This is a genomic window from Corynebacterium jeikeium (genome assembly GCA_003955985.1).
Taxonomy (GTDB): Bacteria; Actinomycetota; Actinomycetes; order Mycobacteriales; family Mycobacteriaceae; genus Corynebacterium; species Corynebacterium jeikeium_D.
Map to the genome: position 1 here is coordinate 710,179 of CP033784.1, position 21,970 is coordinate 732,148.

Consider the following 21,970-nt stretch of genomic DNA (forward strand, 5'->3'; position numbering starts at 1 on the left):
AGTTTAAAACTGGCCGTGTCCCTATCAGCTGTCATCGAAAGTCCTGGCACCCGGCGGCAACACCCCCCCGGATTATGGAAACTACAGGGCAGGTAAGCCATACCGGGACCAGCGACTATCCCCATTATCGGGGACACTCACAAGGTAACGGGGAGGGAGGGGGAAAGGGAAAATTAGGGGAAGGTAAACGACAAAAGTGTGCCGGGGGGCTGCCTGCCGGGATGGGGCGCGGTAGAAGTCGATGAATGGGGAAACCCTGGCCGTGAGTTGTTCTCGTGCCATGCGTCTGCGATTTACCTCAGTGATTGGTAATCCGTATGGCTGTAGCAACTTTGTCTGAACGGTGGAATACTGGGGGTATGGCAAACAACGACTCCGTTATTCAGAAACTGTCCACCGAAGAATCCCTTGAGCTGCTGGCTACGCAGACTTTTGGGCGACTGGTTGTTCGTCGTAAAGACGATATGGACCTTTTCCCGCTGAACTACGTCGTTCATGAGGGAAGCATTTACTTCCGCACTGCCGAGGGGTCGAAGCTCTTTACTGTTTCTCTGAACCACGATGTTCTTTTTGAGGCCGACTTTGTTGACAAGGATGCTCAGAAGGCCTGGTCGGTCATCGTAAAGGGTGACGCAGAGGTTCTCACCTCCCGCGCGGATATTAACGCTGCAGATGAGCTGCCGCTGAAGCCCTGGCTGCCGACGTTAAAGTACAACTACGTGCGCATTACCCCGAACGATGTTTCGGGTCGCCATTTCCACCTCGGGGAGGAGCCGAATCGCTACGAAGTGTAGCGGTGGCATACGGCACTTTTGCTTTACGACGGTGGGGGCTCCGTCGTGAAGCAAAGCTTGTAGCGTGCAAAGGCAGCTTTTAGTGACTGAGCACCGCCGTTAGCTGTTTTTTAAAAATTGTTGGGTTAAATTACCCAAAAGCGCCCTAAGTGAGATTCAACCCGTTACAGTCGCAAATGTGACGTGCACCATAGAATCGACCGATGGGGTGCCAGCGCAGCCCGATGTGCGCAGGCAGTCTCCACGTATGCAGAAGATCGTAGATGAAGCGCGCGCGATGCTGCGCGAATCGGGCTGGAGTGCTATCAGCATGCGCCGCCTAGCGGCGCGGCTCGATGTGAAGGCGCCATCGCTGTACAAGCACATCAGCGGTAAAGAAGAGCTCCTTCAGCTGTTGTTGACCGAGAGCCTCGAGAATCTGGGCAAGCGTATTCATGCTGCCATTGATGAGGAATGCACTTCGGCGTCTCTGCTGCAGGCGTACCGCCAGGCAGTTCTCGACGATCCGCATGGTTACCGGCTGATGAGTCGCACTAATTTCGTGAATGTCGTCTCGCCTTCGTCGTTGGATGCCTGGATTCGCGATGCATTCATTAAGGTTGCCGGCGATGAGCCTAAGGGATTGGCTATGTGGGCGTTCGCCCACGGTTTGGTGACCGCCGAGCTCGTCCAGGATGGTTCACCTGCGCTGGAACCCAGCGCTGAAGCCGGTGCGGCAGACAGCTTGGCCGCAGTTGGGGCTATTTGGGACGCTGGCGCGGAGGCCTTCTCTTAAGGGGTTTGCTGCTCTGTCCGGGACGCTGGATCGGTGGCCCGGGGCAGTAGCCTAGCGCCACCAGGAATCGGCCGGTCCGGGAGGGACGGCTCGCTTGTGCCGGGAAATGGAGTAGAGATACTCGATTCGCGCGGCATCCTCATCTGAGACGGCCTTGCCTTCGAGGTAGTCGTCGATGGCGGTATAGGTCACCCCGAGCGCAACTTCGTCGGGAAGCGCAGGGCGGTCTTCTTCCAGGTCGGCCGTCGGCACCTTCTCCCACGTACTGGCTGGTGCGCCGAGGTGACGGAGTAAGGCCGCGCCCTGGCGCTTGCTCAGCCCCTGCAGCGGAACGAGGTCGCAGGCGCCGTCGCCGTGCTTGGTGTAGAAGCCGGTGACCGCCTCCGCGGCGTGATCTGTGCCGATGACCAAAGCGCCGTCAACACCCGCCACTGCGTACTGGGCAATCATTCGCATGCGGGCCTTAATATTTCCCTTGTTGAAGTCGCTGATAGCGCTGCCGGCCAGGGCATCAGTGACCTGGGCGGTCATCGCAGCAGTGGCCGGTGCGATATCGATAGTTAGCCTTTGGTCAGGCTGAATGAATTGCAGTGCCACCTGTGCGTCGTCCTCATCGGCCTGCACGCCGTGGGGGAGGCGAATGGCAATGAAAGTGGCATCCTCACCGCCGTCGCGAAGCTTTTCGACGGCCAACTGCGCTAGACGCCCGGCCAGCGTGGAGTCTTGGCCGCCAGAAATTCCGAGCACGAATCCCTTGGCGTGCGCGGTGCGGAAATAATCGCAGAGAAAATCGACTCGGCGGCTGATTTCCTCGGCGGCATTGATGGTGGGCTGGACGTGGAGGTCGTTAATAATCTCCGACTGGAGGGGATGCGGGAAATCCTGTGTGCCTACTGGTGTCATGAGCCTCACTCTACCGCTAGTTCCGGATGGGAAAAGGGATGATTTTCCTGCCAGAAGAGTGCCAAAACTCTCATCTTTATCGAGTAAGTGCTGTTCGGATAGGGGGTCTTTGCCTGGACGGTGGCAAGATTTCCAGCGTGAGTACAACCGAACAGAATAAGACTGGACCGAACCGGGAAACCACCACATCTCGGTCGATAGCCGTGGCTATCATCGCCGCTCTGGGCGGCCTCCTCTTTGGTTACGACACCGGTGTCATCTCGGGCGCGCTGCTGTATATCCAGCGCTCTTTTGAGCTGACTCCAGGACAGGAGTCCACTGTCACCGCCATGCTCTTGGTCGGTGCGGCTATCGGTGCGTTCCTGGGCGGTCGCGTAGCGGACTCCCTGGGGCGCCGTGGCACCATCCTGCTCGGAGCGGTCGGCTTCATCATCGGCAGTATCTGGTGCGCTTTCGCTACCAGTGCTTTTTCGCTGGGTGCTGCGCGTACTTTGCTCGGCGTCTGTATCGGTGGTGTTTCCATCGTCGTACCGATGTACATCTCCGAAATGGCACCACCGCATGTGCGTGGACGCCTGGTCAGCCTGAACTCGCTGATGATCGTGATTGGTCAGCTGGTGGCGTTCCTCACCAACTCCGCCCTAGCCTCCTCCGGTAACTGGCGACTCATGCTTGGATTCGGCGCTGTCCCCGGCATCGTGCTGCTCATCGGCATGCTGGTTCTGCCGGACACACCGGCCTACCTCGTCCGTCGAGGACAGGAGGGCAAGGCGCTGGCCGTGCTGCGTCAGATGCAGGGAGATGAGGCGACCTTGGCTGAGGTTGCCGTTGGTGAGGCGTCGTCAAGCGCCGATCAGCGTGCAGCAGAGCGTCTGGCTGTGAAAACCCCGTGGGTGCGACGCACCGTCATCATTGCGATGCTGATTGGCGTGACGCAGCAGGTCACGGGTGCGAACGCGATTATGTATTTCGCGCCGACGATGATGAACAAGGTTGGCTTGTCGACGGAAAGCTCTGTCTACACCTCCATCATCATCGGTATCGCCTCGGTGATCTCGTGTGCAATCGGTATGAGCATTATTGACCGCGTTGGTCGCCGGCGAATGCTGATTATCGGTTTGGTGGGCTGTGCAAGCTCGCTGCTCGTGCTGGCGCCCGTCTATGGCCTGTCGAGTAACTCTTCGACGGGTGCCATGATGTCGCTTCTGCTGATGACTGTATTTATCGTATTTCAGCAGGCGGCTGTGTCGGTGGCGACCTGGCTCCTGATTTCCGAGATTGTCCCGACAGAAGCCCGTGGCCTGGGTATGGGGCTGGCAGGGCTCGCGCTCTGGGTTGCGAACTGGTTTGTGGCGCAGGCATTTCTCCCGATGGTGGATGCTGTCGGTGGTGCGTGGTCATTCTTCTTCTTTGCCATCACGGGTGCGATTGCGCTGGTATTCACCATCAAGGCGGTGCCGGAGACTTCTGGCAAGACACTTGCCGAGGTCCGCGAGTACATGATTGCCGCTGCCAAATAGAGAAGCGGAGGCAGTTGCAACGTGGGGAGTTGCAATCTTGGGGTTGACCGTCAAAGGACATGTTTCCCCCGGATTTTTGGAGTTATTCCGCTTATTAGGTAGTATGGCAACTCGTGTCGTAACGCATACTCTTTGATATTTCTTCGGATTATCAGGAAGGGTGCGTTGCCAGGCAGTCACTGGGGTGATTGTCCGGGGAGAGTGCAGTGTGCACATTCCCGTTTCGGAGCCGAGTAGAAAGGAGCGCCCGAATGAAGGTCCGCAAGTCCCTTCGGTCGCTGAAGAACAAGCCGGGCGCTCAGGTCGTGCGCCGTCGTGGCAAGGTCTACGTGATCAACAAGAAGGAGCCGCGCTTCAAGGCCCGCCAGGGCTAAGCCTTATTTAGGCTAGCGCGAAGCAAATAGCTTCCTCATTTATTGCCAAAACCGCAATCTGAAGTCGCAGTTTTACTGTGGCTAAAGGTTGCGGTTTTTGGTTTTTAGGGAGGGGAGGTTCAGGCGGTTACTGCGTTTATGGCTGGCGGCGGTGGGGCGATGGAAGTTACTGACTACGTTTATGACAGAAATGGCTCGAAAAATGGCTTGAAAGTGTCATAAACTTACACAGTTTCACTTGTGCAGCCCATGTTCACATGTGCAGCCCGCGATTTTTGAGATCGCTGCGGAATCCGAAGTTGGGTAGGGGAGGGACAGGGGCAGGGCGGGGACACTGCGGCGCCTGGAATCGGTGTGGTCGGCTGCGGGGCGTCTTGCAGTAATTGGTTTAACCAAAATGGACCGATAGTTGTTTTTCTACGATTTTCTAGAATTTTTAGCGTGAAATTACAAGGTTGTGGTGCGTCTGTGTACAACATCTTGTGCGCCAGAGATCTCCGAACAGGGAATACCATGGTTGTGAGTACTACATCTAGTATGACTAGAGTTTTCTAGGCACCAAGTGTAGTGTTTTCGATGTCGAGTCAAGGAGAGCTAAAAGGACCTGTCTGCCACCCGTACTCGGTTTCTCATGAACCCTGGGAGCTTTCGGTCATTCAACCAATCCGCTGATTCCTCGGCCGCTTCCGTTGTTTGTACGAAGTCGATCCGATTCATTGGTCTTACCCAAAGCCAGAAAGTTTGTGAGAGTCATGGTTACCGTTTACAGCAAGCCTGCATGTGTCCAGTGCCGCGCTACCACTCGTGCCCTCGATAAGGCTGGAATTGCCTACGATATCGTCGACATCACCATGGACGATGAGGCTCGGGACTACGTCATGGCTCTCGGTCACCTCCAGGCGCCGGTCGTTGACACTGGCACTGAGACCTGGTCGGGTTTCCGTCCGGATCGCATCAAGGCTCTCCAGGCAGCGTAAGAATCACACACCTCCCCGCAGATTTCGTTAACCGCACAGGAAACGGAGATTTCGGGGGTTTTGCGATGTAAAGGGTGAAGCTCTCATGCTGGTGGTGTATTTCTCCTCGGCGACGGGGAATACACACAAGTTTGTTGAAAAGCTAGGTATCAAAAATGCCCGCATTCCCATCCGTCGTAATGAGCCGGAGCTTATCGTTGATGAGCCCTATGTCCTCATTTGTCCGACTTATGGTGGTGGCGTTTCCATCAGCGGCGGTAACTCAAGGCCAGTTCCTCCGCAGGTCATCAAATTTCTTAATAATGAGCACAACCGCTCTTTCATCCGAGGTGTGATTGCTGCCGGCAATCTCAACTTCGGTGAGGACTTCTGTAAAGCAGGGGATGTCATCTCCTACAAGTGCAAGGTTCCATATCTATATCGCTTCGAGCTGATGGGAACCGACCATGATGTGCAGCGAGTCCGAGAAGGGCTAGAGGAGTTCTTCCACGGTAGAGCCAGCGCTTAAGTTGGCTAGCCTCAGTGTCGAGGGAAGGGGCACTGAGACAACCGAATGGGTGCGCTCGCGGAAGCCGTCGTAAAGCGGTGCGCGAGGAAAAAAGCTAGATTGGATTGCTCTGGGCAGTGATTGAACAGACCCTGCGCAGGCAAATGAATATTAAAGGAGTCAACGTGTCGGAAATGGGCAAGCAGGTCGCGGAGCCGGTGGGCGAGGACAAGCTGGATTACCACGCGCTCAATGCGCTGCTGAATCTGTACGGTGAAGACGGCAAGATTCAGTTCGATAAGGACCGCATGGCTGCGCGACAGTTCTTCTTGCAGCATGTCAATCAGAACACTGTGTTCTTCCATAACTTGCGGGAGAAGCTCGATTACCTGGTAGAGAACCATTACTACGAGGCTGAGGTTCTGGAGAAGTACGAATTTGAGGACGTCAAGGCACTGTTCAAGCAGGCCTACGCCCACAAGTTCCGTTTTCAGACTTTCCTGGGTGCTTACAAGTACTACACCTCGTACACGCTGAAGACTTTCGACGGCAAGCGTTACTTGGAGCGTTACGAAGACCGTGTGTGCATGGTTGCACTCACGCTTGCCGACGGCGACTTGGGGCTCGCGCAGCACCTGGTTGATGAGATCATCGCCGGACGTTTCCAGCCTGCTACTCCTACATTCCTCAACTCCGGTAAGGCCCAGCGCGGCGAGCCGGTGAGCTGCTTCCTGCTGCGTATCGAGGACAACATGGAGTCCATTGGCCGCGCCATCAACTCCTCGCTGCAGCTGTCCAAGCGCGGCGGTGGTGTTGCGCTGCTGCTGAGCAATCTGCGTGAACAGGGCGCTCCGATTAAGCACATCGAGAATCAGTCTTCCGGTGTCATCCCGGTTATGAAGCTGCTGGAGGACTCCTTCTCCTACGCTAACCAGCTGGGTGCTCGCCAGGGTGCAGGCGCTGTCTACCTGCACGCGCACCACCCGGACATCATGCGCTTCCTGGATACCAAGCGTGAGAACGCGGACGAGAAGATTCGCATCAAGTCGCTGTCGCTCGGCGTTGTCATTCCGGACATCACGTTCGAGCTGGCCAAGCGTAACGACGACATGTACCTCTTCAGCCCGTACGATGTCGAGCGTGTCTACGGTAAGCCGTTCGCGGACATTAGCATCACCGAGAATTACGCGGATATGGTCGAGGACCCGCGTATTCGTAAGCAGAAGATCAACGCGCGTCAGTTCTTCCAGACCATCGCTGAGATTCAGTTTGAGTCCGGCTACCCGTACATCATGTTCGAGGACACGGTTAACCGCGCGAACCCGATTGAGGGCCGCATTAACATGTCGAACCTCTGCTCGGAGATTCTGCAGGTCAACACCCCGTCGACCTACAATGCGGACCTGTCCTACGAGCACGTGGGTGAGGACATTTCCTGTAACCTTGGTTCGCTGAATATTGCGATGACCATGGACTCGCCGGACTTTGGTCGCACTGTCGAGACTGCCATCCGTGGCCTGACTGCGGTCAGTGAGCAGACTTCTATTGACTCGGTGCCATCGATTCGCAAGGGCAACGACGGATCTCACGCCATCGGCCTGGGGCAGATGAACCTGCACGGCTACCTTGGTCGCGAGAAGATTATGTACGGCTCGGAAGAAGGCCTGGACTTCACCAACGCCTACTTCGCAGCAGTGCTCTACGCAGTCCTGCGCGCATCCAACAAGATTGCTCGCGAGCGCGGTCAGAAGTTCGTCAACTTTGAGAACTCCGACTACGCTAGCGGCAAGTACTTCGATAACTTCGATCCGGCAGAGTTCCAGCCGAAGACTCAGCACGTCAAGGAGATCTTCGAGAACTCCACCGCGCACATTCCGGACGCTGAGGACTGGGCGCAACTGAAGGCCGACGTCATGGAGTACGGCCTGTTCAACCGCAATCTGCAGGCAGTGCCGCCGACCGGTTCGATTTCCTACATCAACAACTCGACCTCGTCGATTCACCCGATTGCATCTCAGATTGAGATCCGCAAGGAGGGCAAGATTGGTCGCGTTTACTACCCGGCTCCGCACTTGGACAATGACAACCGTGAGTACTTCCAGGATGCCTACGAAATCGGCTACGAGAAGATCATTGACACTTACGCGGTCGCTACCAAGTATGTTGACCAGGGACTGTCGCTGACCTTGTTCTTCAAGGACACGGTGAGCACTCGTGACCTCAACCGTGCGCAGATTTACGCATGGCGCAAGGGTATTAAGACTCTGTACTACATCCGCCTGCGTCAGGTTGCGCTGGAGGGTACTGAGGTCGAGGGTTGCGTATCCTGCATGCTTTAAGCAAGCGTGCTTGAGGGCTAGGCATCTAGTACTTCAGTTGTAGCGCATTGAAGGCGCGAGAATTTCCCCGAGTTTTGCCGGGAGATTCTCGCGCCTTTTTCGTCGCTCCACCCAATTGGGAACAAATGTAAATATCACTATTGACGGTTGTAATCCAGGTAATTAACCTGGGCAGTGGTACACCAATGTTCGCATAATTTTCACCCACGGCTAGTGGGGGAAGGGGCTGGAAGCCATGTCCGATACCACTGGTAAGAGCACACCACACATCAACCCAAAGGGTGCGCCGATTGCAGAAACCATTTTGTTGCCAGGTGACCCGCTGCGTGCCAAGTTCATTGCGGAGACCTATTTGGATGATGTCGTTCAGTTCAACGAAGTTCGCAACATGTTGGGCTTTACCGGCACCTACCAGGGGCAGGAAGTGTCCGTCATGGGATCCGGTATGGGCATTCCGTCTATCTCGCTGTACTCCTGGGAACTTATCCATGTTTTCGGCTGCAAGAAGCTGATTCGCGTCGGTTCCTGCGGCGCGTTGCAGCCGGAGCTGGACCTGTATGACGTGGTTATCGGCCAGACGGCGTCGACGGACTCCAATTTTCTATCGCAGTACAACTTGCCGGGGACATTCGCCCCGTCCGCATCTTTCCGTCTGATTGAAGATGTTCGCGATCGCGCCCGTGAGCAGGGCATCACTACGCACGTCGGCAACATCTTGTCCAGCGATATTTTCTACAACTTCCAGGATGATGTGAACGACCGTTGGGCACGCATGGGTGTGCTGGCGGTGGAGATGGAATCAGCTGGCCTTTATGCCACTGCCGCCGAGGCCGGTGTGGAGGCCATGGGAATCTTCACTGTGTCGGACAACATCGTCACCGGTGGAAAGACCACTCCGGAAGAACGTGAGAAGGCCTTCACGACGATGATGGAGCTGGCATTGCCGCTGGCTCGACTCTAGTGTCCTGGTCCGCAATCAATTGGCTTGAAGTGTGAAATAGGTACAGTGCGATGAGCAATCCCGCCAGCAATACCAGCTTGAACGTGAATCCCCGTGAAAGCGCAGCGTCCAAGGCTGCCGCGCCAAACCCTAAGGCCGCAGTCCCGGTCTTGCTGTTTTCCTTTGTATTCTGTTTGGTCTTGGACAATGGCTTTAAGTTCATGACCAAGCCGATTGCGGAATCTCTGGACCTCAGTGTCTCCACGGCCAGTCTGCAGGCGACACTCGCCGGTATCTTGATTGGCATTGGAGCGGTGGTGTACGCCGCATTGGCGGACAGCATCAGTATCCGCAAATTGATGATTGTCGGTATCGGCTTCGTCGCCGTGGGCTCTCTACTGGGTTATTTCTTCCAGGGAGTATGGCCAATCGTGCTTACTGCCCGCATTATTCAAACTGCGGGCCTGGCGGCGGCTGAGACACTCTACGTCATCTATGTCACCAAGTACCTAAGCCCAGAAGATCAGAAAACCTACCTCGGCTTTTCCACCGCGGCCTTCCAAGCCGCGCTGCTGATTGGAACGTTGACCTCGGGAATCGTGGCTACCTACATTTCCTGGCCGGCTATGTTCCTGATTTCGCTCATTCTGATTGTTGCCATTCCGTTCCTGATCAAGACAGTTCCGGAGGAGCAGCAGCAGAAGAGTCACCTGGATATCTTTGGCCTGTTCCTCATCGCGGTCATCGCCACTGCGGTGATGCTGTTCATGCAGCAGTTCCAATGGTGGTGGCTGGTTGCCGCTGCGCTGGGCGTCGCGCTCTTTGTCTGGCACATCCGGACACATGACAACGCCGTGGTCAGCCCGTCGTTCTTTACCAATGCTCGCTACGTTTGCGCGCTGATTGTTGTGCTCGTGGTTTACATGGTCCAGTTGGGGTATTCGGCCATTCTGTTGCCGTACATGGTCGACGAGCTCTATGGCATCAACCTCGACGGTGCTGCCTATATCCTCGCGCCGGGCTACCTCTGCGCTGTCATCGTCGGTGTAATGTCTGGCAAGGTTGCCAAGTTCCTGCCCTCGAAGCAGGCCATTGTCGCAGCCATCAGCATCATCATCGTGGCGTTGCTCATCCCCGCAGTGCTGCCGGGGGCCGGTGTTGCCACGGTTATCGTCTCCATGATTCTGTTCCCATCAGGGTTCGCGCTCATGTATGCGCCGTTGGTCGCGACCGCACTGCAGAACATTCCTGCCGCCAAGTCCGGTGTTGCAATCGGTTTCTACAATCTGACGATCAATATTGCCGTCCCGGTTGGCATCGCGTTAACGGCCATGCTTGTTGATTCTCGACCGGCCTTCTTCAGCACCCTCTCCATCGCGCAGTCTGAAGCAGAAGGGGTCTCCGCTACCATCGCTTGGTTGCTCGCGCTCATGGCTGTCGTAGGTTTGCTGGTGTACGTCATCTCCGACCGCATCATCAACGACACCGCGGAAAACCGAGAGAAGGTTCACGCCTAGGCTCGCGCAACATCTTGCGCTTGGTGCTTGACGACGGACATTGCGTCGTCAAGCACCTTTTTCTTTGTGTGACGTGGGGTTAGGGGAGGGGCACCGGGAACAAGACTCGGCAAGTGGGGCGATTTCTTCTAGGCCGCGTGCTTAATAATGCGGGTGTGGGTAAGCTGCTAAGGGTAGTGGCTCCTTTCATCGGGAGCCTGACGTTTTGTAGTGGGACAAGGCTGGAATAGCCACCGCTGCAGTCGCTGTTTGAACTCGTAAAGAGTGAAGGACGTTCCTTATATATAAGGTGTGTTCGAAAAACGGCAATATCAATGAAAAAGGGAGAGGTTTCCACGTGAGTTTCGATGATTGCCCACCCTCGACTCCGGCCCACCGTGAGAAGAATCCAGAGTCGCGTGCATGCCCAGTTGCGGCTATTGACTGGAACACGATTCCTGATGATAAGGATCTCGAGGTTTGGGATCGTCTGACCGGTAACTTCTGGTTGCCGGAAAAGGTGCCGCTGTCGAATGACATCAAGAGCTGGAATACGCTCAACGCACTGGAGCAGCGCACCACGATGCGCGTGTTCACTGGTCTGACCATGCTGGACACCATCCAGGGCACGGTAGGTGCAGTATCACTCATTCCAGATGCGCTGACTCCGCACGAGGAAGCTGTGTACACCAATATCGCCTTCATGGAATCGGTGCACGCAAAGAGCTACTCGTCGATTTTCCAGACGCTGGCGTCGACTCCTGAGATTCAGGATGCGTTCCGTTGGGGCGAGGAGAATGAGTACCTGCAGAAGAAGGCCAAGATTATCCTCGACTACTACGAGGGCGATAATCCGCAGAAGAAGAAGGTTGCTTCCACTTTGCTGGAGTCCTTCCTGTTCTACTCGGGCTTCTACCTGCCGATGTACTGGTCCAGCCACGCCAAGCTGACCAACACCGCGGACATTATTCGCCTAATCATTCGTGATGAGGCAGTTCACGGTTACTACATCGGTTACAAGTACCAGCGCAACCTGGAGCGTCTGACCCAGGCCGAACGTGACGAGCTGAAGGATTACACCTTCGACCTCATGTTTGATCTCTACGACAACGAGATTCAGTACACCGAAGAGATGTACGACGAACTCGGTTGGACCGAGGATGTCAAGCGTTTCTTGCGTTACAACGGCAACAAGGCTCTGAACAACTTGGGCTATGAGGGTATGTTCCCGGCCGACGAGACTCGCGTTTCGCCGTCGATCCTGTCGGCCCTGTCGCCGAATGCTGACGAAAACCACGACTTCTTCTCGGGTTCCGGCTCTTCCTACGTCATGGGTAAGGCTGAAGTAACCGAGGATGAGGACTGGGACTTCTAAAAGCACAGGTGTAGGGAACATTCCGCATCGAGCCTCACTCTGGTGACAGCACACACACGGGGGTAGTAGTCCTAGCCTCGACGGTTCCTGCTAAATAGGCGTTAGCCCAGGTTAAGACAATTCTCAGGAAACTAATAGTGTGCTTAGCTGAGTGGGGAAGTGAGCCGGAAAATCCCTTAGCCTTAACTTTTTCCAAGGTTCAGACTAGAATCTGGCACATAGCGGTAGGTGGGTTCGCCGTCGCGTACTCGCCTGCACTATTCTCACAAGGACAAAACTTAAAATCCCTGTAGTGAGTTACAGGAAATCTTCGCGTAGTAAGGAGGAAGAATGACTGCAGTAGCGCCTCGTCCAGATCATGGCGTTGTAGCGCCGGAACGGCCGCAGCCGTTCGGACATGAGCGTAAGGGCAGCTGGGCGTGGGAAATGCTGACCACGACCGACCACAAGAAGCTGGGCATCATGTACATCATTATGTCCTTCTCGTTCTTCTTTGTCGGCGGTCTGATGGCTCTGCTTATCCGTGCTGAGCTCTTCGCCCCAGGACTTCAGTTCCTTTCTAACGAGCAGTTCAACCAGATGTTCACCATGCACGGCACGGTGATGCTGCTTCTGTTCGGTACCCCGATTGTTTGGGGTTTTGCTAACTACATTCTGCCACTTCAGATTGGTGCTCCGGACGTGGCTTTCCCGCGTCTGAACGCTTTCGGCTTCTGGCTGACCACCATTGGTGGCATTCTGATGCTGTCGGGCTTCCTGACCCCGGGTGGTGCTGCTGACTTCGGTTGGACCATGTACTCCCCGCTGTCTGACCCGATTCACTCTCCGGGTGTCGGTTCTGACCTGTGGATTGTCGGTGTCGGTGTTGGTGGTGTCGGTACCATCGCTTCCGCCATTAACATGACCACCACTGTCCTGTGCCTCCGTGCACCAGGCATGACCATGTTCCGTATGCCAATCTTCACCTGGAACATCCTGGTTACCTCGATCCTGGCTCTGCTGATCTTCCCGATTCTGACTGCAGCTGCTCTTGGTGTTTTGTACGACCGTAAGCTGGGCGGTCACATTTACGACCCGGCAAACGGTGGCGCAATGCTGTGGCAGCACCTGTTCTGGTTCTTCGGTCACCCAGAGGTCTACGTCCTGCTGTTGCCGTTCGTGGGCATCATCACCGAGGTCGTTCCGGTCTTTTCCCGTAAGCCGCTGTTCGGCTACGCAGGTATGGTCTTCGCAACCCTGTCTATTGCAGGTCTGTCCATGGCTGTGTGGGCACACCACATGTTCGTGACCGGTGGCGTTCTGCTTCCGTTCTTCTCGTTCATGACCTTCCTGATTTCGGTCCCGACCGGTGTTAAGTTCATCAACTGGATGGGCACCATGTGGCGTGGCCACATGACCTTCGAGGCTCCGATGACTTTCGCTCTCGGCTTCATCGTGACCTTCCTGTTCGGTGGTTTGACCGGTATTATGCTGGCTTCCCCACCGCTGGACTTCCACGTCTCTGATACTTACTTCGTCGTGGCGCACTTCCACTACACCCTGTTCGGTACCCTGGTCTTCGCTTCCTACTCGGGCGTTTACTTCTGGTTCCCGAAGATGACTGGTCGTATGCTCGACGAGAAGCTGGCAAAGGTTCACTTCTGGCTGACCTTCATCGGCTTCAACCTGACCTTCCTGGTCCAGCACTGGCTGGGTAACGAGGGTATGCCGCGTCGTTACGCCGACTACCTCGAGACTGACGGTTTCACCACCCTGAACATGATCTCCACCGTTGGTGCGTTCATCCTGGGTCTGTCTGTTATCCCGTTTGTCTGGAACGTCTTCAAGTCCTGGCGCTACGGTGAGGTCGTCACTGTTGATGACCCGTGGGGTTACGGTAACTCCCTCGAGTGGGCTACTTCTTGCCCGCCGCCGCGCCACAACTTCACCTCGATGCCGCGCATCCGCTCGGAGCGCCCGGCGTTCGAGCTGCACTACCCGCACATGGTTGAGCGTCAGCGCGCAGAGGCCCACGTTGGTCGTCAGCTCTAAGAGCTAGTGGCTACATGGCTGATGCAACTCTGAGTTAATAACTACGCGAAGCTAAGGCCCCATCACGGTTCTCCGTGATGGGGCCTTAGTCTTGTCTTTGAGAGTCTTTCCTAGGGAAGAGGCAGTAAGAGAGCGCAGTAAGAGCAGGGGGGGCGCAGGGAGCGCCAGAAGGGCAAGAGAGCAAGGCGATGGCTAGCGCCTGTCGCTGGCCACCCACTGAAGTGCGGAATCCCACTATGCGATGAGCGCTCTGCCGGGGCTTCATGCGATACTGGATTGGTGAATGAACAGGTAATTACCTCTCCCAGTCAGTCTGTAGATACCGATGCTCTATCGGTTTCGTTGGCACCGGGACTAGCTCCGGTGCTTATTACCGCTGTTGGCCGAGACCGCCCGGGTGTCTCCGCAGCTTTCTTCCGCGTGCTCGCGGCCCACGGAGTTCAAATTTTGGATGTGGAACAGTCGGTGTTCCGCTCTAATCTGAGCCTCGGTGCGCTTGTTGGTGTCACAGAAGAAAAGGTCGGTGTTCTCCGTGAGGGACTCATTGAAACACTGAAGCCTCACGGCATGACTGTCAGTTTCCAGCTGGATGCCCCGATTGAGCGCAGCGATGGCTCCACCCACGCACTTGTCGTGTTGGGCAATCCGGTCAACGCTGAGGATATTTCCCGTATCGGCCGCACTCTTGCTGATTACGGTGCAAACATCGATTCCATTCGCGGTATTGCTGACTACCCAGTCACTGGCCTGGAATTGCTGGTCTCTATTCCGGACCCGAAGCCGGGTGCGGGCATTCCGCTGCGTAAGGCACTGGCCGAGCTTGCACAGGACCAGGACATTGACATCGCAATTGAACGCGCTGGTTTGCAACGCCGCTCCAAGCGCTTGATTTGTTTCGATGTGGACTCGACCTTGATTACCGGTGAGGTCATTGAGATGCTGGCCGCCCATGCTGGTCGCGAGGCGGAGGTTGCAGCGGTTACAGAGCGCGCTATGCGCGGTGAGCTGGACTTCGCCGAGTCACTGCATGAGCGAGTTAAGGCTCTGGCTGGCCTGCCGGTCAGTGTCCTAGAGGAAGTCACTAACTCCATCGAGCTGACTCCAGGCGCCCGCACCACGATCCGCACGCTGAAGCGCCTCGGTTACAAGTGTGGTGCTGTCTCCGGTGGCTTTATCCAGATCTTGGAGCCGCTGGCAAAGGATCTCGGTCTGGACTTTTACAAGGCGAATACCCTCGAGGTCGAGGACGGAAAGCTGACTGGACGCGTGGTCGGCGATGTCGTCGATAGGCAGGAGAAGGCCCGCAGCCTCAAGACGTTCGCCGCAGAGTCGGGGCTTCAGATGCATCAGACCGTTGCGGTCGGCGATGGGGCCAATGACATCGATATGTTGTCGGTCGCAGGCCTTGGTATTGCTTTCAATGCCAAGCCGGCGCTGAAGGAAATCGCTGACACGTCCGTCAACGTTCCATTCATGGACTCGATTCTGTTCATGCTGGGCATTTCCCGCGATGAAATCGACGATGCCGACCGCGAAGATGGCACCTTCCGCCGCGTGCCGTTGGAGCAGTAGTGCAACGCGAGGATCACAAGGATCCAGCTGTCACGGACGCATCATCGGTACCGGAGTGGTTCCGTATCGCCCATAATCTCCTGCCGCAACCTGATAGGGAAGACCACGGCGAGGATGTGCCGTGGGCAATGGCTATTGTGCTTGAGGTTCCGAAGAAGGAACGCCCCTCGCGCACTGCGCTGCTCCGCGCTGCCGCGATGGCTGTTGTTGCTTGTTGCCTGGACGAACGCGCAGGCGATGACACTTCTGCCTATCAACAAGGTCTGGCGTCTTGGTACGGTGCGCGCATCCGCAAGCTCACACGTCGCGCTCGCAATATCGGCTGGCAACGCGCTCAGCTTGCACCGGGTGTCACCGTGGACGTCGACGGCGCGCAAGCTCGCGCACTAGTGCCAACTCCTGTCGACGAAACCTACCCGGAGATTGCCAAACTACAAATTTCCGGCACCGATTTGCCTTACGACGACCCGGAGAACACATCTCCCGGCGCCCCGGGCGACCATGAGAGCGCTGACACCTTTGCTCCGCCAGTGATTTGGGTGGACAAAAACCTGAATATGTCCGTAGGAAAGGTGGCCGCGCAAGTTGGACACGGCTCAATGCTCTATGCGGCCAGTCTGTCGGTCGAGGACGCTTGGGCGTGGGCGCAAAGTGGTTATGCGTTAGATGTGAAAGAAGTACCGCGGGAGCAGTGGCCAGCGCCAGAGCTCCGCGCGGTTGAGGTTCAGGATGCCGGGTTTACCGAGATTGCTCCCGGTTCAGTCACCGTGGCGGTGACCCCTGGGGCAGTAACTCACGACTGAGCGCGTGCTGCCTCCATGGCCTTGAGATCCTTGCGCAGAATCTTGCCCGTCGCCGACTTCGGGATTTCATCCATGAACTCGACTGCTCGCACCTTCTTGTACGGTGCGACGCGGTCGGCGACGTAGTCCATAATCTCGTCTTCAGTCACCTGCTCGCCCGCCTTGATGACGACGTAAGCTTTAGGAATCTCCTCGCCGTCGGAGCGAACGACACCACTGCAGGCGGCATCGGCAATATCCGGGTGGCTGAGCAGCACGGACTCGAGCTCGGCCGGCGGAACCTGGTAGCCCTTGTACTTAATCAGTTCCTTGAAGCGGTCGACGATGTACACATTCCCGTGTTCGTCGAGTTCCGCAACGTCGCCGGTACGCAGCCAACCGTCGACAAGCGTCTCTGCCGTCGCCTTCGGGTTGTTGAGGTAGCCCTTCATCACCTGTGGACCATGAATCCATAGCTCACCTGCCTCCGAGCGCCCCTCGGCGGGAACCGGGATTTCCTCAAAGCTGTCGGAGTCGAGGTTGACAATCTTGTACTGAGTGTTGGGGACTGCGCGACCGATCGAGTCCAGCGGACTATCGTGGCCGATGCGGATGTGGGCTGCTGGCGAGGACTCGGTCATGCCGAAGCCCTGTGCGACCACGCAGTCAAGGCGCTTTTCCACCTGTTCCGCGAGGTCAAGTTGGAGAGAAGCGGCACCCGAGAAGATTGTCTCCAGGCTGGACAAGTCAAAGGAATCGACAGCTGGGTGCTTGGCCAGGCCCACAGCTACAGGTGGTGCGATGAACGCGAACTTCACCTTGTGCTCGGCGATGATGGACAGGAAATCGACGAGGTCGAACTTGCCCATGGTGTACTGCGTCGTGCGGCGCCACAGGCACAGATTCAGCAGCGCAGTCAGGCCGTAGATGTGGAAAAACGGCAGGATAGTGACAGCCGGGGTGTCCTCGGTCAGCGCGTTGACTGTAGCTCCACCCGCCTGAGCGACGTTGGCCACCAAGTTGCGGTGAGTGAGCTGGACGCCCTTCGGTACACCGGTGGTTCCCGAGGAAAACGGAATCACGGCAACGTCATCGGGTGATACGTCGACGTCCGGGGCGCCGTGCCCCTCGGCAAGCAGCTCGCCCATGCCGTGGAGACCCGTCAGGCCGATAATCATCTCTTCCGGCAGACCAGCAGCCTCAGCGCCGTGGGCGCCAGCCCAACCGATTGAGGAGGTCGTTAGCATCATCTTCGCGTCAGACATCCGGAGTTGGTTTTCAATGTCCTCCGCAGTTGCCAGCGATGCGACCGTCGTGCAGACAGCCCCCGCGCGTAGGACACCGTGAAGAGCGACCGCGAAGGTTGTCGAGTTGGGGCAGTGGAGAGCCACAACGTCGCCCTTCTTAATCCCACGTGCTGCCAGCGCACCCGCAAACTTCTCAATGCTGGCCTTCAGATCACCGAAGGTGACCTCGGAGCCTGAGTCAACGATTGCAAGCTTGTCCTGGTGACGTGGCTCAATTTCTCCGAAGAGGAACTCAAAGAGTGAGGTCTCCGGGATGTCGATGTCGGGGAGGTTGCTGGAAAGGGGCATGCAGGAAATCGCCTTTCTAATCTCGTGCACGGCTGCCAAGTGTCCTGCTTCATTAGCTCGGGCACTGTAGCAGTGCTGTGTTTCACATCACAATAATGTATTGGATAGAAAAGCGTGGGATTTTTTCCAGAAACTATGCCTAATCCAGCGTCACCTCGTGAGCCCAGACAGCCCCCTCTGAATCAGCTTTGGGTCAGCCGCTGCAACGCTCCAGCCGCAATATCCAGGTTGGTCGTCCGCCAGAAGTCAGGCATCGACGCGGCAATCCAGGAACCATAGCGTGCAGTAGCCAACCGTGAATCCAGTACCGCAACAACCCCGCGGTCATCGACTTGGCGTAGCAGACGACCAGAACCCTGCGCCATCAGCAGCGCTGCATGTGTCGCTGAGACCTCCATAAAACCGTTTCGGCCAGCGGCATTAGCCGCATCGGAGCGCGCGGACAAAAGCGGGTCGTCGGGGCGGGGGAACGGGATGCGATCGATGATGACACACGATAGCGATGGGCCAGGAACATCGACGCCTTGCCACAGCGTCAGCGTGCCAAACAAGCATGTCTGCGGATTAGCTGCGAAGCGATCAACCAGAGCACCGATAGAGTCATCGCCTTGGCACAGCACGTCGTAAGGCAGGCGCTTGCGCATTTCCTCCGCCGCTGCCTCGGCGCCTCGGCGAGAAGAAAACAGCCCGAGCGTTCGCCCACCAGCGGCGCGGATGAGGCGCTCCATGATCGCGAACTGCTCCGGTGTGGCGCCGTCGCGTCCAGGTCGTGGCAGGTCGCGTGCGACGTAGAGGATGCCAGATTTCTGCGGGTCAAAGGGCGTGCCGACGTCCAAGCCATCCCACCCACCGGAGGGAAGCCCCCAAGCGGCGGCCATGGCATCGAACTTGCCGCCAAGAGCAAGTGTTGCTGAGGTCAAAACGACGGTGGATTCGCCGAAGAGGCGTTCGCGAAGCAGTGCTGCGATGGACAGGGGAGCGACATAAACTGTCTTGTTCTCGCCAAGCCATACGACATCGTCGCTACTGAACTCTAGAATTCGCACGACTGTGTCGTGCATATTCTCCACGGCAGCGCGGACGGTCTGGCGCTCAGTGTTGTCAGAGTCAGAACTCGAACCACCGGAGCCCGACCCGCCAGAGCTGCCTGAACTAGAGGTGCCTAGCGTGGTCTGTAGTTGCCACAGGCTATCGCGGAGCGAAGCTAGCGCCGCTCCAAGCTCACCGGGAATTTCTTCGAGTGCGCCGCTGTAGGCGTCGGCAAGCAATGCGACGGTCTCGCCGAGTAGATCCGTGGCATCGGTGACATCATCCACCTGCTCTGCGGCTCCGAATTTGCGGGCGCGCCGGGCCATCATGGTGATACCGGCAGGGGAGAGCTCGTCGGTGGCAACAGAGGTGATTCGACCGTCGAGCTCGTGAGCCTCGTCAATGACAACGCAGTCGTGCTGCGGCAAAATCATGGCGTCGGAGAGCGCATCGATGGCCAACAGTGCGTGATTGGTGACAACGATGTCAACGTTGGAGGCCTCGCGGCGGGCTTGTTCGGCGAAACACTCCTCGCCGAAAGGGCAGGAAATGGCACCGACGCATTCGCGAGCCGTGACGGAGACCTGCCGCCAGGCTTCGTTGGAAACGCCCTTGTCCAGGCTGTCGCGGTCGCCGGTGTCGGTGTCATTGGCCCACTCGCGTAGCCGCATGACCTCGGCAGCGGTTCGGCTGAGCTGCGCTTCGCTGAGGAGGGCAGTGGGGCCAACGGCGTCACCTGAGCTGGCCTGCTCGGATTCATCACCGTCCATGACGGGATCTTTGATGACATTTCCGACCTTGGACTTGCACAGGTAGTTCGAGCGGCCCTTGAGGATTGCGAAGGTTGGCGTGCGGGACAAGTGTGGCTCTAGCGAACTGACTAGCCGCGGCAAGTCGCGTTCGACCAGCTGGCGTTGCAGCGCAATGGTCGCCGTGGAAACGATTACAGACTCGTCGGACTCCATTGCTTGCACAATGGCAGGCACCAGGTAGGCCAGCGACTTACCCGTACCGGTGCCTGCCTGTACCGCTAGGTGCCGCTCGCGCGCAAAGGCGGAGGCCACCGACCGGGACATTTTGACCTGATTCGGTCGAGTCGTTCCGCCGAGTCCCTTCACTGCCGCATCGAGAAGAGCTTCGATGCTATCCGCGTTATGGACGCTGGCTCTCGGTGAAGCTAGCTCGTCAACATCGTCAAAGTCCTCAAAGTCGTCCGATAGCTCAGCAAAATCTGCGTGCCCGATACTGTCCGACACAGTTCCCCGCCGCCTAAACGCCGTGAAAACGGACGGACAGTACCGGCTCGTCACGGGAAAGTGCAAGTCCCTCCCACGGGAGGCTGACCAGCGCTTTAACCAAGTGATCGCGGGACTCCTCCAAGGTCGGTAGACCATCGACGACCTCGCCATCGCGCATCATCGGAATGGTCAGATCGCGGTAGTGCAGGTTGCCCACATCCGGGATTTCTGAGCCGAGCGGGAAAGCGATTTCCTCCACGGCGGTACCGGAACGACGGCAGGTACGAATAGCCGCCTTCACGCCACCGTGGCTTCGCTTGTCCAACGAGCGCTTGGCGACGGGCACCCCATCAACTTCGACCATCTTGTAGACCAGGCCCGCAGTCGGTGCGCCGGAGCCAGTGACTACAGAGGTGCCCACGCCGTAGACATCGACCGGCTCTGCCCTCAGCGCCGCAATGGCGAACTCGTCGAGGTCAGAGGACACTACGATGTTGGTGTTGTGCGCCCCCAGCGAGTCGAGCTGCTGACGCACCTGGCGAGCGAGAACTCCGAGGTCGCCGGAGTCAATACGTACACCGCCGAGTTCCGGACCCGCGACCTCAATAGCCGTATTGACGCCCTCGGTGATGTCGTAGGTATCCACCAACAAAGTGGTGTCGGTTCCCAGTGTGTCAATCTGAGCCTTGAAGGCCGCAGCCTCGTTCGTCGTGCCATCTGGGTTGGTGTGCAACAGAGTCCACGCGTGCGCAGCGGTACCGGAGGCTGGGATGTTGTACCGTGCCGCTGCCTCCAAGTTGGAGGTGGCGCTAAAACCTGCCAGGTAAGCGGCGCGGGCAGCAGTCACAGCTGCTTCTTCATGAGTGCGACGCGAACCCATTTCAATAATCGGGCGCCCACCGGCAGCCGTGACCATTCGGGTTGCTGCCGAGGCGATGGCGGAGTCCGCATTGAGAATGGAGAGAATAACAGTCTCCAAAATGACGCACTCGGCGAAAGTGCCTCGCACCGTCAAAATGGGCGAGGCGGGGAAGTAGAGCTCTCCCTCGCGGTAGCCGTCGACTTGGCCACTGAAGGAATAGTTACGCAGGTAATCCAGCGTCCTGTCATCGAGGAAGTCCAGCGAAGCCAGCTGTTCCTCGGTGAAGCGGAAGTTGCGGATAGCATCCAACACACGCGCTGTACCAGCGACAACGCCATAGCGACGCTCATTCGGCAGGCGACGGCCAAACACCTCGAAGGCGACCTGGCGCTCGCCGGATCCGTCGGCAAGCGATGCCTGCAGCATCGTCAGCTCGTACTTATCGGTGAGAAGGGCGGTGGAGGAATGCTTATCAATCACGGTCAACAGTCTAGTCGGCTGAAGCGGGCCGGGGCAGTCGGTTCCGGCGAGCGCGCGCCACTCCGTACTATCCTGGTGCCTATGAGCATGCCAGCAGCAACACCGATGCCCACTATGGATGCCGATGTCGTGACGGAATCGAACCGACCCTGGCAGTGCATTGTGTGGGATGACCAGGTTAATTCGATGAGTTATGTCACCTACGTGTTTCAGATGCTCTTCGGCATGGACCGAAAGAAGGCGCACGCGCTGATGATGACGGTTCACACGGAGGGCAAGGCAATCGTGTCTTCCGGTGAGCGTGACAAGGTGGAGGCCGATGTGAAGAAGCTCCACAAGGCAGGCTTGTGGGCAACAATGGAGCAGGCTGACTAAGCCGATATTCGACAGCGGGAGAGAAT

General features: G+C 57.3%; 19 protein-coding genes. 14 read left to right on the forward strand and 5 right to left on the reverse strand.

The window, feature by feature from the left end; translation table 11 throughout:
* Positions 1-81 precede the first annotated feature (81 nt).
* Entirely contained in the window at positions 82-282 is a 201-nt protein-coding gene (locus EGX79_03150) for a hypothetical protein (GenBank protein ID AYX81268.1), read from the reverse strand.
* A gap of 77 nt (positions 283-359) precedes the next feature.
* Here EGX79_03150 and EGX79_03155 point away from each other — a divergent pair, with 77 nt between their 5' ends.
* On the forward strand, positions 360-794 hold the full coding sequence (locus EGX79_03155; protein AYX81269.1) for a pyridoxamine 5'-phosphate oxidase family protein: 435 nt from the start codon (positions 360-362) through the stop codon (positions 792-794).
* 247 nt (positions 795-1,041) lie between these two features.
* Positions 1,042-1,569 carry a TetR/AcrR family transcriptional regulator gene (locus EGX79_03160; protein AYX81270.1) on the forward strand — a complete coding sequence of 176 codons (528 nt, stop codon included), beginning with the start codon at positions 1,042-1,044 and terminating at the stop codon, positions 1,567-1,569.
* 51 nt (positions 1,570-1,620) lie between these two features.
* On the opposite strand, the gene EGX79_03165 is transcribed toward EGX79_03160, so the two are convergent.
* A complete protein-coding gene (locus EGX79_03165; protein AYX81271.1) occupies positions 1,621-2,472 on the reverse strand; it encodes an ammonia-dependent NAD(+) synthetase in 852 nt (283 codons plus the stop codon).
* Positions 2,473-2,510: 38 nt separating this feature from the next.
* Here EGX79_03165 and EGX79_03170 point away from each other — a divergent pair, with 38 nt between their 5' ends.
* From EGX79_03170 to EGX79_03220, 11 genes are all read left to right on the forward strand, one after another.
* A complete protein-coding gene (locus tag EGX79_03170; GenBank protein ID AYX81272.1) occupies positions 2,511-3,992 on the forward strand; it encodes a sugar porter family MFS transporter in 1,482 nt (493 codons plus the stop codon).
* A gap of 251 nt (positions 3,993-4,243) precedes the next feature.
* Positions 4,244-4,366 (forward strand): 50S ribosomal protein L36, encoded by a 123-nt coding sequence (locus tag EGX79_03175; protein ID AYX81273.1) that lies wholly within the window; start codon positions 4,244-4,246, stop codon positions 4,364-4,366.
* Positions 4,367-5,118: 752 nt separating this feature from the next.
* Positions 5,119-5,343, forward strand: coding sequence for a glutaredoxin-like protein NrdH (nrdH, locus tag EGX79_03180; protein ID AYX81274.1), 225 nt, complete (start codon positions 5,119-5,121; stop codon positions 5,341-5,343).
* An 85-nt stretch (positions 5,344-5,428) separates the two neighbouring features.
* Positions 5,429-5,851, forward strand: a complete 423-nt coding sequence (nrdI, locus tag EGX79_03185) for a class Ib ribonucleoside-diphosphate reductase assembly flavoprotein NrdI (protein AYX81275.1) — start codon at positions 5,429-5,431, stop codon at positions 5,849-5,851.
* A gap of 164 nt (positions 5,852-6,015) precedes the next feature.
* Entirely contained in the window at positions 6,016-8,169 is a 2,154-nt protein-coding gene (gene nrdE / locus EGX79_03190) for a class 1b ribonucleoside-diphosphate reductase subunit alpha (protein AYX82701.1), read from the forward strand.
* A 235-nt stretch (positions 8,170-8,404) separates the two neighbouring features.
* Positions 8,405-9,130, forward strand: coding sequence for a purine-nucleoside phosphorylase (gene deoD / locus EGX79_03195; protein AYX81276.1), 726 nt, complete (start codon positions 8,405-8,407; stop codon positions 9,128-9,130).
* A gap of 50 nt (positions 9,131-9,180) precedes the next feature.
* Positions 9,181-10,626: an MFS transporter gene (locus tag EGX79_03200; protein ID AYX81277.1), complete on the forward strand. Its 1,446-nt coding sequence runs from the start codon at positions 9,181-9,183 to the stop codon at positions 10,624-10,626.
* 337 nt (positions 10,627-10,963) lie between these two features.
* Positions 10,964-11,980 carry a class 1b ribonucleoside-diphosphate reductase subunit beta gene (gene nrdF, locus EGX79_03205; protein ID AYX81278.1) on the forward strand — a complete coding sequence of 339 codons (1,017 nt, stop codon included), beginning with the start codon at positions 10,964-10,966 and terminating at the stop codon, positions 11,978-11,980.
* 330 nt (positions 11,981-12,310) lie between these two features.
* Positions 12,311-14,011: a cytochrome c oxidase subunit I gene (ctaD, locus tag EGX79_03210; GenBank protein AYX81279.1), complete on the forward strand. Its 1,701-nt coding sequence runs from the start codon at positions 12,311-12,313 to the stop codon at positions 14,009-14,011.
* 279 nt (positions 14,012-14,290) lie between these two features.
* Positions 14,291-15,583 carry a phosphoserine phosphatase SerB gene (serB, locus tag EGX79_03215; GenBank protein AYX81280.1) on the forward strand — a complete coding sequence of 431 codons (1,293 nt, stop codon included), beginning with the start codon at positions 14,291-14,293 and terminating at the stop codon, positions 15,581-15,583.
* Complete coding sequence (locus EGX79_03220) at positions 15,583-16,386, forward strand: peptidyl-tRNA hydrolase (protein AYX81281.1); 804 nt, start codon at positions 15,583-15,585, stop codon at positions 16,384-16,386. The genes serB and EGX79_03220 overlap by 1 nt, the downstream gene beginning before the upstream one ends.
* Here EGX79_03220 and EGX79_03225 read toward each other — a convergent pair.
* From EGX79_03225 to EGX79_03235, 3 genes are all read right to left on the reverse strand, one after another.
* Positions 16,377-17,960 (reverse strand): 4-coumarate--CoA ligase family protein, encoded by a 1,584-nt coding sequence (locus tag EGX79_03225; GenBank protein AYX81282.1) that lies wholly within the window; start codon positions 17,958-17,960, stop codon positions 16,377-16,379. The genes EGX79_03220 and EGX79_03225 overlap by 10 nt on opposite strands.
* Before the next feature lie 182 nt (positions 17,961-18,142).
* On the reverse strand, positions 18,143-20,245 hold the full coding sequence (locus EGX79_03230; GenBank protein ID AYX81283.1) for an ATP-dependent DNA helicase: 2,103 nt from the start codon (positions 20,243-20,245) through the stop codon (positions 18,143-18,145).
* Positions 20,246-20,258: 13 nt separating this feature from the next.
* Positions 20,259-21,569, reverse strand: coding sequence for a nicotinate phosphoribosyltransferase (locus EGX79_03235; GenBank protein AYX81284.1), 1,311 nt, complete (start codon positions 21,567-21,569; stop codon positions 20,259-20,261).
* Between the two features lie 81 nt (positions 21,570-21,650).
* Here EGX79_03235 and clpS point away from each other — a divergent pair, with 81 nt between their 5' ends.
* Entirely contained in the window at positions 21,651-21,944 is a 294-nt protein-coding gene (gene clpS, locus EGX79_03240; protein ID AYX82702.1) for an ATP-dependent Clp protease adapter ClpS, read from the forward strand.
* The last annotated feature ends 26 nt before the right edge of the window (positions 21,945-21,970 follow it).

Coding starts and splice junctions, on each gene's coding strand:
- EGX79_03150 (AYX81268.1), bottom strand. CDS start 282: ATGGCACGAGAACAACTCACGGCCAGGGTTTCCCCATTCATCGACTTC.
- EGX79_03155 (AYX81269.1), top strand. CDS start 360: ATGGCAAACAACGACTCCGTTATTCAGAAACTGTCCACCGAAGAATCC.
- EGX79_03160 (AYX81270.1), top strand. CDS start 1,042: ATGCAGAAGATCGTAGATGAAGCGCGCGCGATGCTGCGCGAATCGGGC.
- EGX79_03165 (AYX81271.1), bottom strand. CDS start 2,472: ATGACACCAGTAGGCACACAGGATTTCCCGCATCCCCTCCAGTCGGAG.
- EGX79_03170 (AYX81272.1), top strand. CDS start 2,511: ATGATTTTCCTGCCAGAAGAGTGCCAAAACTCTCATCTTTATCGAGTA.
- EGX79_03175 (AYX81273.1), top strand. CDS start 4,244: ATGAAGGTCCGCAAGTCCCTTCGGTCGCTGAAGAACAAGCCGGGCGCT.
- nrdH (AYX81274.1), top strand. CDS start 5,119: ATGGTTACCGTTTACAGCAAGCCTGCATGTGTCCAGTGCCGCGCTACC.
- nrdI (AYX81275.1), top strand. CDS start 5,429: ATGCTGGTGGTGTATTTCTCCTCGGCGACGGGGAATACACACAAGTTT.
- deoD (AYX81276.1), top strand. CDS start 8,405: ATGTCCGATACCACTGGTAAGAGCACACCACACATCAACCCAAAGGGT.
- EGX79_03200 (AYX81277.1), top strand. CDS start 9,181: ATGAGCAATCCCGCCAGCAATACCAGCTTGAACGTGAATCCCCGTGAA.
- ctaD (AYX81279.1), top strand. CDS start 12,311: ATGACTGCAGTAGCGCCTCGTCCAGATCATGGCGTTGTAGCGCCGGAA.
- EGX79_03225 (AYX81282.1), bottom strand. CDS start 17,960: ATGCCCCTTTCCAGCAACCTCCCCGACATCGACATCCCGGAGACCTCA.
- clpS (AYX82702.1), top strand. CDS start 21,651: ATGAGCATGCCAGCAGCAACACCGATGCCCACTATGGATGCCGATGTC.